Annotated in this window: 12 protein-coding genes and 1 riboswitch; of the genes, 2 read left to right on the plus strand and 10 right to left on the minus strand. The window is 42.3% G+C overall.

The features are described 5' to 3' along the window. Positions 1-106: 106 nt before the first annotated feature. On the minus strand, positions 107-967 hold the full coding sequence (locus tag ACRRMM_RS03980) for a LysR family transcriptional regulator (RefSeq protein ID WP_007501609.1): 861 nt from the start codon (positions 965-967) through the stop codon (positions 107-109). A 135-nt stretch (positions 968-1102) separates the two neighbouring features. Between ACRRMM_RS03980 and ACRRMM_RS03985 the strand changes: the two genes are divergently transcribed. Then, positions 1103-2233, plus strand: a complete 1131-nt coding sequence (locus ACRRMM_RS03985; protein ID WP_060832540.1) for a 2-methylaconitate cis-trans isomerase PrpF family protein — start codon at positions 1103-1105, stop codon at positions 2231-2233. A gap of 142 nt (positions 2234-2375) precedes the next feature. On the opposite strand, the gene ACRRMM_RS03990 is transcribed toward ACRRMM_RS03985, so the two are convergent. From ACRRMM_RS03990 to ACRRMM_RS04010, 5 genes are all read right to left on the minus strand, one after another. Next, the gene (locus ACRRMM_RS03990; protein ID WP_098680646.1) at positions 2376-3092 is read right to left on the minus strand and encodes a biotin--[acetyl-CoA-carboxylase] ligase; all 717 of its coding nucleotides are present in this window, start codon (positions 3090-3092) and stop codon (positions 2376-2378) included. Between the two features lie 72 nt (positions 3093-3164). Beyond that, positions 3165-3623 carry an acyl-CoA thioesterase gene (locus ACRRMM_RS03995; RefSeq protein ID WP_007501614.1) on the minus strand — a complete coding sequence of 153 codons (459 nt, stop codon included), beginning with the start codon at positions 3621-3623 and terminating at the stop codon, positions 3165-3167. Positions 3624-3745: 122 nt separating this feature from the next. Continuing rightward, entirely contained in the window at positions 3746-4510 is a 765-nt protein-coding gene (gene sdhB / locus ACRRMM_RS04000; protein ID WP_008345969.1) for a succinate dehydrogenase iron-sulfur subunit, read from the minus strand. A 1-nt stretch (position 4511) separates the two neighbouring features. After that, positions 4512-6272, minus strand: a complete 1761-nt coding sequence (gene sdhA / locus ACRRMM_RS04005; protein WP_008345971.1) for a succinate dehydrogenase flavoprotein subunit — start codon at positions 6270-6272, stop codon at positions 4512-4514. A 37-nt stretch (positions 6273-6309) separates the two neighbouring features. Continuing rightward, entirely contained in the window at positions 6310-6918 is a 609-nt protein-coding gene (locus tag ACRRMM_RS04010) for a succinate dehydrogenase cytochrome b558 subunit (RefSeq protein ID WP_007501622.1), read from the minus strand. Positions 6919-7200: 282 nt separating this feature from the next. Here ACRRMM_RS04010 and ACRRMM_RS04015 point away from each other — a divergent pair, with 282 nt between their 5' ends. Continuing rightward, positions 7201-7644 (plus strand): YslB family protein, encoded by a 444-nt coding sequence (locus tag ACRRMM_RS04015; RefSeq protein ID WP_008345974.1) that lies wholly within the window; start codon positions 7201-7203, stop codon positions 7642-7644. A gap of 168 nt (positions 7645-7812) precedes the next feature. Here ACRRMM_RS04015 and ACRRMM_RS04020 read toward each other — a convergent pair whose 3' ends face one another. The 4 genes from ACRRMM_RS04020 to ACRRMM_RS04035 form a co-directional block, all read right to left on the minus strand. Next, positions 7813-9048 (minus strand): aspartate kinase, encoded by a 1236-nt coding sequence (locus ACRRMM_RS04020; protein ID WP_007501626.1) that lies wholly within the window; start codon positions 9046-9048, stop codon positions 7813-7815. A gap of 131 nt (positions 9049-9179) precedes the next feature. Then, positions 9180-9357: riboswitch (Lysine riboswitch) on the minus strand. 61 nt (positions 9358-9418) lie between these two features. Continuing rightward, a complete protein-coding gene (gene uvrC / locus ACRRMM_RS04025; RefSeq protein ID WP_368774590.1) occupies positions 9419-11191 on the minus strand; it encodes an excinuclease ABC subunit UvrC in 1773 nt (590 codons plus the stop codon). A 140-nt stretch (positions 11192-11331) separates the two neighbouring features. After that, positions 11332-11646: a thioredoxin gene (gene trxA / locus ACRRMM_RS04030; RefSeq protein WP_007501629.1), complete on the minus strand. Its 315-nt coding sequence runs from the start codon at positions 11644-11646 to the stop codon at positions 11332-11334. A 246-nt stretch (positions 11647-11892) separates the two neighbouring features. Beyond that, positions 11893-13371, minus strand: coding sequence for an alpha-N-arabinofuranosidase (locus tag ACRRMM_RS04035; RefSeq protein WP_428828546.1), 1479 nt, complete (start codon positions 13369-13371; stop codon positions 11893-11895). Positions 13372-13429 lie beyond the last annotated feature (58 nt).

Consider the following 13429-nt stretch of genomic DNA (forward strand, 5'->3'; position numbering starts at 1 on the left):
GCACTTGCGGCCCGAAATGTTAGCGCTTTCTATTTCAAGGATATAATAGCTTTTTTTATAATGAAAATATCGATTTTTTCGTCTATTCAATAAATTTTTTTTATAATTAGCCTTGCTGACTTCTTAAAAACTCAATGAATGCTTTCACAACAGACAAATGAAGGGAATCCGGCTGGTACATGAGCCATGTATCTCTTAAAACAGGCTGTCCATCTTTATACGAAAGACCTTTTACAAATAGCTCATCACTTGGTCTGAGGCAAATTTCCGGGACAATGGCATAACCTAAACCATGCTTCACCATCTCTTTTGATGTATCTTGCCTGTCTGTCTCCATTGTCACAAGCGGAGGCATCGTGAACGTCTCCTGCCACCATCTGTTAATCAATCGTTTTAATGAACTATCCGTGTGATAGTCAATGAGCGGCAGTTTCGGAAGGTCCTTTAGCTGTATTTCTGATTTTGAAATGATACAAAGGCGTTCTTTATCAAGCAAAAATCGCTCTCCATTCCAGTCGTAATCTCCTCTTAAAATCCCTAAATGTACACTTGATGTCCCTAATAAATCCATGACTTTTGTGCTCCATCCTGTGTTCACCATAAATTGAACATGTGGATACTGCTTAGAAAACTCTCTTAAAATTTCCGGCAGTTTATATTGAGCAAAGTTACTCGACACCCCTAACCTGATCGTTCCTTTGACCTTTTTTTGCATATTGAGCATGCCATCTTTCGTTTGCTGGAGCTGCTTGAGCATGTCATTTGCGTATTTAGCCAAGTATTCGCCCTCTGATGTAAATTCAATGCCTCGCTTTCTTTTAAAGAAAAGCTTCATGTCAAATTCCTCTTCAAGCTGTTTCAATCGATAACTTAAGGCAGGCTGCGATACAAATAATTTTTCTGCCGCTTTTGTGATGTTCTTCTCTTCATATAGCACCTTTAAAAACCGCCAATCTTTCTCATCCATTGTGTGCCCTCCTTTTGACCTTGTTATAAAAATATTTTATCAGTTTCTCTTAAAATAATGTATTTAACTTATTTCTTATTATACTTTACCATTTTGATTAGATAAATAGTAACTAAACAATTGAGGGTGAGAGCAATGAGAAAAGTTCCAATCACAATCATGCGAGGCGGTACAAGCAAAGGGGTCTTCATTCAAGCCAATGATGCACCTTACGAACACGATGAGCTCGAAGCATTTCTATTAGACATTATGGGTAGCCCTGACCGGCTGCAAGTTGATGGAATCGGGGGCGGTAATTCTTTAACAAGTAAGGTGGCCATTATCGATAAAGCCACTCGTCCAGATGTGGATGTGAACTATACGTTTGCACAAGTCAGCATCAATGAAAGATTTGTCGACTTTAAAGGAAACTGTGGGAATATCTCATCAGCAGTTGGACCGTATGCCATCATTAAAGGACTTGTCCAAGCAGTTGAGCCTGTCACAACAGTACGTATTCTGAATACCAACACGAATAAAATCATTGTGGCAGAGGTAGAAGTCGAGAACGGAGAAGTAAAATTTGAAGGACAGGCAGAAATTCCAGGAGTGAAAGGAACAGGTTCTCCCATTTATTTATCCTTTGAGAAACCTGAAGGCGCTGTCACAGGTAAAACCTTTCCGACTGGAAACAAAATGGATACGATCCAAACAAAGTTTGGAGAGATTCCGATCTCAATCGTTGACATTGCAAATCCAATCGCCTTTGTCCGTGCCAAAGATATTCAATTAAAAGGAACTGAATTGCCTGAGGAGTTTACAGACGAATTGCTGGATGATTTAGAAGAGATTCGTTCCATCGCTGCTGAAATGTGCCACTTTGCACCAAAAGAATTGGCCACATTACAGTCTCCAGCTGTTCCTAAGCTTGCAATTATTAGCGAGCCTGCTGATTATGTAGATACAAATGGAATATTGAGAAGAGCAGCAGATATGGACATCATCGTTCGGATGCTATCGATGCAAAGACCGCACCAAGCACTTGCCATTACCGGATCTGTCTGTGTGTCAGCCAGCTGTTTCATGGATCAAACGCTTCCAGCTCAGCTGTTTCAAGGAAAAGATGACACCCTCCGTATTGGGCATCCTGCTGGTATTATGCAAACTGAAATTGATATCTCACAAAATAGAGTGAAAGTCATTCGAACCGCAAGAGAAATTCTAGATGGAGTGGTCTTTACAAAACAAGACTACATGGTTCAACCTCAAATAAAAAGAGAAGCATAAATGAGACGTCATCTTGTCGACAAAGAGCTAAAATGAACTGATTTTAGCTCTTTGTCTTTTTTTCAGTGTGAAGATCTTAAAGCAATCCGTTCTAACATCGAATGCAACGGTTTGTCTACACACTCATCGAACGAGAAATTGTCTACTTGGGCGGTGCATCAATATCTCCTGCTGAATGGGCTTTTATATGTCCTTGATCATCTTTTAACTGAATATGACCATAACGATTCACACCACAGCAAATCCCTTCCTGCCATGTTTGCTTTTCACGATCTAATGAAATACGAAGCGGTTGATTCAGCCGATATAATCGTTTGTTATAAAGGGCAGTGAGGGCTTCAAATCCTTCCATTTGCCAGCGTGCATGGTATTTTTCAAAGGCCGCTTCCAAATCTTTCACTAGCTGGTCGGCTTTCACCTCAGTGAGTTCTGATAGGCAAACGGTTTTATACGGAACGTGCTCCGGCTTTGTCTCTACATTGATGCCCACACCGATGTAAATGGCGCTGCGGTCTGCTTCAATTAATGTGCCAGATACTTTCGCTTCATTAATCAATAGATCATTTGGCCATTTGATCGCCAGTTTATCCTCTGCTCTCATGAGTGGTTTGAGTACATCATAAATGGCAAGTGCCGTCAGCGGGGCAATCGTTGATTGGGTGGAGATATCTACTGGCGGTTTTACTGTCATCGTGACAGCTACATTCCCTGTAGGCGTTTCCCACGGTCTGCCAAGCCTGCCTCTCCCTGCTGTCTGCTGCCGGGCATATACAGCAAATGAAGGGGTTTCTCCTTGCTGAATAAGCCTTTTCGCTTCATTATTTGTACTATCAATGGTGTCGTATTGAAAAATCTTCATGTGCTCTCCTTTTGTTTCTTCTTCATTATGATTCTTTTATTATAACAAAATGAAACATGTGACCGTGATTCTTTAATGTCGCTGGGCCTGAAAAGTCTCTTTTTCCTCTTCTGTAAACGGTACAGGGGCACCGGTGTCTTTACTTATTTGCACCATCGTGACTGAGCCTGTAAAACACGGTTCTTGCTGTTCATTTTCTCCTAAATAATGAAGGATGAGAGAGCTTGATCCAACCTTTTCTGGCTTTACATACACACGCAGCCTCTCACCGATTTCCACTTGCTTGATGTAATCACATTGAAGGTTTGCCACGACCGTAATCGTCTCTCTCGCGCGCTTCATTCGCTTATCTACAATTCCCGTTTTTTGAAAGAAGGCAATCCGCGCCTCTTCAAAATACACAAATGGGGTGACATTGTTCATGTGACCAAACATATCCGTTTCTGAAAAACGGACGGTTGTTTCCACATAAAATCGAAACGATGCCCTCCACTCTTCAAACGGTTCTTCAATATATGACGGCAGCCTCATTTGATCCACTCCTTATTCGCAAACAAACGCCTCTCCCGTATTGGAAGAGGCGTTTGTTATGTTTTTGCATCCAGCCTCTTGTAAACACTCATCATGATTGGCAAGGAGGACTGAATGTGATGTTATTCTGCGTGATCGCTTCCGAAGAAGTTACGGAAAGCTTGTAATGTTGTATCTCGGTTAAGTGCTGCAATTGATGTTGTGAGCGGGATTCCTTTCGGACAAGCCTGCACACAGTTTTGAGAGTTCCCGCAGTTTGCGAGACCGCCATCACCCATAATTTCTTCTAAACGGTCAGACTTATTCATTGCACCTGTCGGATGTGCGTTAAATAGACGAACTTGTGAAAGCGGTGCAGGGCCCATAAAGGAAGACTTATCATTCACGTTTGGACAAGCTTCAAGGCAGACACCACATGTCATACATTTTGAAAGCTCATACGCCCATTGACGCTTTTTCTCAGGCATTCTTGGTCCAGGTCCAAGATCATATGTGCCATCGATCGGCACCCATGCTTTGACTTTTTTCAATGAATTGAACATACGGCTTCGATCAACCTGCAAGTCTCTCACAACCGGGAACGTTTTCATCGGCTGAAGACGGATCGGCTGCTCTAACTTGTCAATCAGTGCAGTACATGATTGGCGAGGCGTTCCATTAATGACCATGGAACAAGCGCCACATACTTCTTCAAGACAGTTCATGTCCCAGTTGATCGCCGTTGTTTTTTCACCTTTTTTATTGACCGGATTACGTCTGATTTCCATGAGTGCAGAAATGACGTTCATATTCGGACGGTAAGGGATTTCGAATTCCTCATCATAAGGCTTGCCATCTGCTGTATCTTGACGTGTGATAATAAATTGAATCGTGTTTTTTTCACTCATCTTATTTCTCCACCTTTTTCTTCGAGTAATCTCGTTTACGAGGTGCAATTAACGATACATCGACGTCCTCATAGTGGAATGCAGGTTTTTGGTTCTTCCCTTTGAACGTAGCCATCGTTGTTTTTAGGAATTCTTCATCGTTTCTTTCTGGGAATTCCGGTTTATAGTGTGCGCCTCGGCTTTCATTCCGGTTGTAAGCCCCAATCGTAATGACGCGTGCCAGCTGAAGCATGTTGTCAAGCTGACGCGTGAAGGCAGCGCCTTGGTTGCTCCATGAAGCTGTATCGTTGATGTTAATATGCTTATAGCGCTCCATCAGTTCTTCAATCTTCTGATCTGTTTTTAAGAGCTTCTCGTTGTAACGAACCACTGTCACGTTGTCCGTCATCCATTCTCCAAGCTCTTTATGAAGCACATATGCATTTTCTGTGCCATCCATGCTAAGGATGTTGTCCCATTTCTCCTGCTCTTTCTTCACGGCACTGTCGAATGTTGCAGATGATAAATCTTCTGCAGACTTTTCAAGACCGCTAATGTATTTCACAGCATTTGGTCCAGCAACCATTCCGCCGTAAATCGCAGAAAGCAATGAGTTTGCACCAAGTCTGTTTCCGCCGTGCATAGAGTAATCACATTCTCCTGCAGCAAACAAGCCTTTGATATTCGTCATTTGATCATAATCAACCCATAAGCCGCCCATTGAATAATGAACAGCCGGGAAAATTTTCATCGGAAGCTTACGCGGGTCATCACCCATGAATTTTTCATAGATTTCAATGATTCCACCAAGCTTAATATCAAGCTCTTTTGGATCTTTGTGAGAAAGGTCTAGATACACCATGTTCTCTCCGTTGATGCCAAGCTTTTGCTCCACACATACGTCGAAAATTTCACGCGTTGCAATGTCACGCGGTACAAGGTTTCCGTATGCTGGGTACTTTTCTTCTAGGAAGTACCAAGGTTTTCCGTCTTTATATGTCCAAACACGTCCACCTTCACCACGAGCTGATTCACTCATGAGACGCAGCTTGTCATCTCCTGGGATCGCTGTTGGGTGAATTTGAATGAATTCTCCATTAGCATAATGAGCACCTTGCTGATAAACGATCGATGCAGCTGATCCAGTATTAATCATGGAGTTCGTTGATTTACCGAATACGATACCAGGGCCTCCTGTTGCCATGATGACAGCATCTGAACGGAAGGATTCGATTTCCATTGTCGTCAAGTTCTGCGCGACAATGCCTCGGCATACTTCCTCGTCATCTAACACAGCACCAAGGAATTCCCAGCCTTCATATTTCGTCACAAGCCCTGCTACTTCATAGCGGCGAACCTGCTCATCTAGTGCATATAATAACTGCTGACCTGTTGTCGCACCAGCAAATGCTGTACGGTGGTGCTGTGTTCCCCCGAAACGGCGGAAGTCCAGTAATCCTTCTGGTGTTCTGTTAAACATTACACCCATACGATCAAGTAAGTGGATAATGGACGGCGCTGCTTCACACATTGCCTTTACTGGCGGCTGATTAGCTAAAAAGTCTCCGCCATATACCGTGTCATCAAAATGCTCATAAGGTGAATCTCCTTCACCTTTTGTATTGACCGCTCCGTTAATTCCGCCCTGCGCACAAACAGAATGCGAACGTTTCACAGGTACGATTGAAAATAGTTTAACAGCTGTTCCCGCTTCTGCTGCTTTGATAGTTGCCATGAGACCAGCTAAGCCGCCTCCGACAACGATGATGCTAGAATTACTCATTGTAGCCCCTCTCCCTCTTCTACTAATCTATTTCCTCTTAAACAAAAGCGAAAATTGCTCTTAGCCCTACATATGAAAGCGCTATAAATATACCTAATGTCACATATGTGGAGATTCTTTGTGAGCGTGGTGAAACTGTAATTCCCCAGCTGACAGCAAATGACCACAAGCCATTAGCAAAGTGGAAAATAGTAGATAAAACGCCGACAATATAGAAACCTAGCATAAATGGAGAGCTTAAAATATTCGCCATCATGTCATAGTTTACTTCAGCTCCAAGCTGCGCTTGAATGCGTGTTTCCCATACGTGCCAAGTGACAAAAATCAATGTGATGATACCTGTAATCCGTTGCAGTCTGAACAACCAGTTTCTTAAGTAACTGAAGCGAGACGTGTTGTTTTGTGCCGTAAAGGCTATGTACACCCCATAAACAGCATGATAGATCAGTGGTAAGAAAATCACGAACAGCTCAAGTGCATATCTGAATGGAAGCTGTTCCATAAAGTGTGCAGCTTTGTTAAACGCCTCTGGTCCATTCGTCGCAAAGTGGTTAATCACTAAGTGCTGTACTAAAAATAGACCGACCGGAATGACGCCAAGCAAAGAATGCAATCTCCGATAAAAAAATTCTTTGTTCCCCGACATTACTTTACCCCCTAGTAAAAAAAGTGCAATTGCTTGAAAATTGTCTTACCCCGCTTCTTTCAATTGTAAGCACTTTATTCAAATTTATTGACAATTTCATTTTACTCCTATGTCAAAAAAGCGTCAAGAAACCGCGTACATAAATTAAAATTTTCCGAAATTTAAAAGTTTTAAATCAAAATTCGTTTTACTACAATAAGAATTTCTTAGACTTCAGGGAAAACTCTGTCATCATATGCCCACATAAGCTATAATAAATTGTTGAAAGAGGGGAGCCATACAATGAATAAATTCGAATCTAACTTAGAACAGCTAAAAGAAATTGAAGTCAATGGATTTGCCTACGAGCTGATACGCGAAGTTCTGCTGCCTGACATTCTTGGTCAGGATCATTCATCTATGATGTATTTTGCGGGTAAACTGCTTGCTCGTAAATTTCCTCAAGAGTCATGGGAAAAGATCCCCGAATTTTTCCATGATGCCGGATGGGGAACTCTCACGATGGTCCATTCTAAAAAACAGGAAATTGAGTTTGAGCTCGAAGGTCCACTTGTATCGAATCGACTCAGCTATCAAAAGGAGCCATGCTTTCAAATGGAAGCAGGTTTTATCGCTGAACAGATTCAGCTTCTCAATGAGCACGTGGCTGAATCATATGAACAAGTAAAGAAGCGTGCTGATAAAGTCATTTTAACCGTTAAATGGGATTTAAGAGACCCTAGCTAACACTGCTTATGAAAGGCGAGGACTTTGTGTCACGCCTTTTTTATATACCCTTCTATCATAGCACAGTTGGCGTACCGGTTTACGCATGTTTTTCTTTCTTCATATGCTGATGATTTCCAATATAAAAAAGAGGTGTATCTTTTCATGAGATACACCTCTTTTGAAGATTTAAGAATGAGCAGCGGCGCTCACCTTTGATAATTCAAACGCATCATGAAGGGCTTCTACAGCTTTCACCATATCTTCACGATCAACGACTGTTGAGACTTTAATCTCAGACGTACTGACCATTTTCACTTGAATGTCTTTTTGAGCTAACACAGCGAACATTTCAGCCGCAACGCCTGGGTTTGAGACCATACCAGAGCCAACGATAGATACTTTGGCTAATTTGCTTTCTGTCTCAATCTGCTCATAGCCAAGCGCTCCTTTATATTCTTCTAATACTTCAACTGTTTTAGACAAATCATCCGTTTTCACAGAGAAAGAGATGGAGGTCTGATTGGTGCTTGTGACAGACTGAATGATGATATCAACATTGATATTTTGCTTTGCAAGTGTCGTAAAAATCGTCGATAGCGTTGTTAAACCGCTTGAAAGGCCGCATACCGTCACGCGTGTCATCTGATCTTCAAATGCAATGCCTCTTACAACTAAATTTTGTTCCATGGATGATTCCTCCTCAATTAACGTACCCGATTCATTTTCAATACTAGAACGGACTTCTAGTGGGATTTGATAATTTTTCGCAAATTCGACCGCTCTCGGATGCAGCACACCTGCTCCTAAATTGGCTAACTCAAGCATTTCATCGTATGAAATTCCTGCAAGTTTTCGCGCAGACGGCACATAACGAGGATCTGTTGTAAACACACCTGGTACGTCCGTATAAATATCACATTTGTCCGCTTTGAGTGCCGCAGCTAGTGCCACTGCTGTCGTATCTGATCCACCACGCCCAAGTGTTGTAATATGTAGATCATCCGCAATTCCTTGGAAACCTGCTACAACGACGACTTTTCCCGCACTCAGTTCTTCTTTGATTCTTGCTTCATCGATGTCCACGATTCTTGCATTTCCGTGCACCTTCTCTGTTTTCATCCCAGCTTGCCAGCCTGTAAAGGAAATGGCATCATAACCTTTTGCTTGCAGTGCCATCGCTAATAATGAAATGGTCACCTGCTCACCAGTTGTCAGTAGCATATCCATTTCTCTTTTGCTTGGATCATCTGTGAGTTCTTTCGCTAGGTCTACTAGAACATCCGTTGATTTTCCCATCGCAGACACAACCACGACCACATCATTTCCTGCCTCGCGTTCAGCGATGACTCTCTCTGCGGCATTGCGAATTTTTTCTGTCGATCCAACAGATGTTCCACCAAATTTTTGTACAATTAGTCCCATGTCTACCACCCTTTTTCAAAAGATCACGTGTGAGAGAAGAGGCTGCGGAGACTGCTCTCGTCACTGCAAATAAAAAAGCAATGAGAGAACAAATCTCCCATTGCTTTAAAATCATCATCAAACGATGCAAACAATGAGATAGCCCTCCAAGAAATACATTCTTGACAGCCCTACATTTCTTCAATGTACAGCCAGCGAATAAAATGAGTGGATTTTATTCACTTCGGCGACGCTCCCCTTTCAGCCCTCTTCCTAGATCCCCTCGATCTCTGAAGGCTTACTCTTGAAGTTCGCACCTCTATCTTCAACAAACAACACGTTCATTTATTAAATTAGTCACATCTTAACAGACTTTTGGAAAAAGTACAATCTATTTTTTTAATGCCGCCATTAAAAGTTCGGCCGTTTGTTTCGGAATACCAGCGTCCTGAAAATCCTGGATAGAGGCTTCTTTCATCTTTTTCACAGAGCCAAAATGTTTAAGTAACTGCTTTTTGCGCTTTTCCCCGATACCTGGGACATCGTCTAGAATAGACTGGAATGCATTCTTCCCGCGCAGCTGCCGGTGAAAACTAATCGCAAATCGGTGCACTTCATCTTGAATACGCTGCAATAAATAAAAGGCCTGACTATTCCGTTCCAGCGCAACAATTTCAAGCGTATCACCCATCATCAGATTCGATGTCCTGTGTTTTTCATCTTTCACTAGACCTGCCACAGGAACAGACAGATTTAATTCATTTTCGAGCACATCTATGGCTGCGTTGATTTGTCCTTTTCCTCCGTCGATTAAAATCAAGTCAGGAAGCGGCAGTTCATCCTTTAACACCCGGGTATACCGCCTTCTAATGACTTCACGCATGGAAGCATAATCATCGGGCCCCTCAACGGTTTTAATTTTGTATTTTCGGTATTCCTTTTTATACGGCTTCCCGTCTTGAAAGACAACCATAGCGGATACGGGGTCTGCTCCTTGGATATTGGAGTTATCAAATGCCTCAATCCGGTATGGCATATAAATATTAAGTGCATCACCAAGCTGCTTCACTGCACCAATTGTCCGTTCTTCATCGCGCTCTATGAGCGAGAATTTTTCTTTGAGTGCAATTTTGGCATTTTGGTGGGCAAGTAAAAGCAAATCCTTCTTCTTTCCTTTTTTCGGCTGATGAACATTCGTTTCAAGCAATTGCTCAATCATCTCTTGATCGACGCTGTCTGGCACCAAAATTTCCTTCGGCAAAAAGTGGTTGTTTTTTTCATAAAACTGCCCCATAAACGTGAGAAATTCCTCCTCAGGGTCTTGATACATCGGAAATAGGCTGACATCACGTTCGATTAATTTTCCCTGTCTGATGAAGAAGACTTGGACACACATCCAGCCCTTATCATAAGCATAGGCAAATACATCGCGATCGGATAAGTCACTCATCGTCATCTTTTGCTTTTCCATCGTTGAGTCGATATAAGCGATTTGATCTCTCAGTTCTTTTGCCCGCTCAAATTCTAATTGTTCGGCCGCTTCTTGCATCTTCTCTGTTAATTCTTTCTTGATTTGCTGATGACCTCCGTTTAGAAATCTTGTGATTTCATCGACGAGCTGTTTATTCGTTTCTTCAGAAATGTCATACACACACGGAGCAAGACATTGTCCAAGATGATAATAAAGACAGACTCGGTCAGGGAGTGTTGCACATTTTCTAAGTGGATATAAACGGTCGAGCAGCTTTTTCGTTTCTCTTGCTGCTTGTACGTTCGGATATGGACCGAAGTATTTCCCTTTATCCTTTTTCACATTGCGAGTGACAATCAGCTTAGGGTGACGTTCATTCGTAATTTTAATAAAAGGGTACGTTTTATCATCCTTGAGCATGACATTGTATTTCGGGTCATATTTTTTGATTAAATTCAGCTCTAAAATAAGTGCCTCAATATTTGAAGAGGTGACAATGTATTCAAAGTCTTCGATTTCACTGACAAGCCGCTGCGTTTTGGCATCATGAGATCCTGTAAAATAAGAGCGGACCCTATTTTTTAATACCTTTGCCTTTCCCACATAAATGATCGTATTTTGTCTATCTTTCATTAAGTAACAGCCTGGTTGATCAGGTAAGACTGACAGCTTTTCTTTGATCAATTTGTTCATATTTTCATCCGTCCTTGTTTTCCGCTTTCACTCCTTCTAGTGTATCACGAACATTTGTTTTATACCATGATGAAAGAAAAGCGGCTCTCGACTATACGAGAACCGCTTTTTGAGATCATGCCACGCGGGCATAGATCGGTTTATAGATGTTTGTTTACAAGCTCAGCTAGTGCTTCTTTTGGTTTGAAACCAACAGACGTTTCGACGACTTCACCGTCTTTTAAAACAAGAAGTGTTGGGATACTCATAACGCCGTATTTACCAGCAGTTTCTTGGTTATCATCCACATCAATTTTTACAATTTTCATTTTATCGCCCATTTCTTGATCAAGTTCTTCAAGAACTGGAGCAATCATTTTACAAGGTCCGCACCAAGGTGCCCAAAAGTCTGCAAGAACAACACCTTCTGCAGTTTCTTGTGAAAATGTTGCGTCAGTAGCTTTTACGATTGCCATTATTCATTCCTCCAATGTAAATTATGCTTTTTAGTATAGCATCTACCAATGTGACTTGCGAATGAAATGCTTACGAATCATTTTTTATGAAATGAATTAAAAAACAAACCGTATAATCGCACCAATAACAACAATCGCACCAATGATCATCAGAATGGTTCTAAGCATATGACATGACTCCCTTTCCGCTTCATTTACAATGTATGATGCCCCAACACTCTTCTCATCAAACATTGAAATATGCGATCAAGCCAGATCGACGGTCAACATGACAACCGACATAGGCGGCAGATCAATAGTCAGCTCGCCGTGCTTAACAGCAAATTGCCGAAAGTCCGCAGGCTGAACGGAATGAGGATCATCGAACGTGTTGTGTGCATTCATCCGATCAGCAGTCAGCACACGGCCAGTGACCTTCGTTTTTGCATCGATTCCCTCTATCGCAAGAGATACGTCTGCTTTTTCATGGGGATTCACATGACATAAACTAATATGCATCTTGTCAGATGACCGCGAGGCTGACACACTGACTTGAGGGATTTTTTCACCCCGGCGTTCATACGAAGGCGCATTCAATTCTACTTCAAGCGCTTCTTCTTCTTGATGCACTTTAAACATGTGAAATACATGATAGGTAGGTGTCAGAAGCATCTTTTCGTCCTGCGTCAACACCATCGCTTGCAGCACATTGACGGTCTGGGCAATATTCGCCATATGAATCCGCTGGCAATGGCGATGAAAAATATGAAAATGCAAGGCACAGACTAGAGCATCTCTTAATGTGTTTTGCTGATACAAAAACCCTGGATTTGTCCCCGGTTCTGGATCATACCATGTCCCCCATTCATCAATAATCATCCCGATTCGCTTATCTGGGTCATAACGATCCATGATCTCTCCGTGATCTACAACAAGCCGCTCCATTTCAGACGCCTTTTTCAGCGTTGTAAACCACTCATCCTCATCAAAATCGGTCGCTGACCCTTTTTTCTCCCATGTTCCTGGGACCGTATAGTAATGCAAACTGAGCCCATCCATCCACGGTGCAGCCCGCTCCATCAATACTTTCGTCCAATTCACGTCATTAGAGTTCGCGCCGCAGGCGATTTTGTAAATACGCTGCCCTGCAAACTCTCTTACGTACGTTTGATAGCGTTTATATAAATCTGCGTAGTATTCAGGCGTCATATTCCCGCCGCAGCCCCAGCTTTCATTGCCTACACCAACATAGGTCAGCTTCCAAGGTTCTTGTTTTCCGTTTTTAATGCGCCAGTCTGACATAGGTGTCCCTTTTGGAAATGTCATGTATTCGACCCAATCGGCTAATTCTTGAACAGACCCGCTTCCCACATTGCCGCAAATGTATGGCTCACATTCAAGCAGCTCACATAATGCCATAAATTCATGCGTACCAAATGCATTGGATTCAACCGTACCACCCCAATGGGTGTTTACCATCGTCTTTCGTTCACTCAGATCACCTACACCATTTGCCCAGTGATACTCGTCTGCGAAGCAGCCCCCCGGCCACCTCAGCACCGGAATATGTAATGCTTGAAGGGCCTTTAGCACATCGGTACGAATCCCTTCAATATGATCAATCTCTGAGTCTTTTCCTACCCAAATCCCGTCATAAATCCCTCTCCCTAAATGCTCTTGAAAGTGCCCATAAATGTGTTTAGAAATGCGTCCAATCACTTCATTGACTTTTACTGTCCCATTCACTTATAAACCGCTCCTTTGTTTCGTGATAACATACAAAAAAACCCAGAATACCTAGGCA

This window comes from Bacillus sp. XT-4 (assembly GCF_050864245.1).
Lineage (GTDB): Bacteria > Bacillota > Bacilli > Bacillales > Bacillaceae > Bacillus > Bacillus altitudinis.

Excerpts from the sequence above, each read along its gene's own strand:
- ACRRMM_RS03985 (WP_060832540.1), top strand. The coding sequence starts at position 1,103 with ATGAGAAAAGTTCCAATCACAATCATGCGAGGCGGTACAAGCAAAGGG.
- sdhA (WP_008345971.1), bottom strand. The coding sequence starts at position 6,272 with ATGAGTAATTCTAGCATCATCGTTGTCGGAGGCGGCTTAGCTGGTCTC.
- ACRRMM_RS03980 (WP_007501609.1), bottom strand. The coding sequence starts at position 967 with ATGGATGAGAAAGATTGGCGGTTTTTAAAGGTGCTATATGAAGAGAAG.
- ACRRMM_RS03990 (WP_098680646.1), bottom strand. The coding sequence starts at position 3,092 with ATGAAGATTTTTCAATACGACACCATTGATAGTACAAATAATGAAGCG.
- ACRRMM_RS03995 (WP_007501614.1), bottom strand. The coding sequence starts at position 3,623 with ATGAGGCTGCCGTCATATATTGAAGAACCGTTTGAAGAGTGGAGGGCA.
- ACRRMM_RS04020 (WP_007501626.1), bottom strand. The coding sequence starts at position 9,048 with ATGGGACTAATTGTACAAAAATTTGGTGGAACATCTGTTGGATCGACA.
- ACRRMM_RS04015 (WP_008345974.1), top strand. The coding sequence starts at position 7,201 with ATGAATAAATTCGAATCTAACTTAGAACAGCTAAAAGAAATTGAAGTC.
- sdhB (WP_008345969.1), bottom strand. The coding sequence starts at position 4,510 with ATGAGTGAAAAAAACACGATTCAATTTATTATCACACGTCAAGATACA.
- ACRRMM_RS04010 (WP_007501622.1), bottom strand. The coding sequence starts at position 6,918 with ATGTCGGGGAACAAAGAATTTTTTTATCGGAGATTGCATTCTTTGCTT.
- uvrC (WP_368774590.1), bottom strand. The coding sequence starts at position 11,191 with ATGAACAAATTGATCAAAGAAAAGCTGTCAGTCTTACCTGATCAACCA.
- trxA (WP_007501629.1), bottom strand. The coding sequence starts at position 11,646 with ATGGCAATCGTAAAAGCTACTGACGCAACATTTTCACAAGAAACTGCA.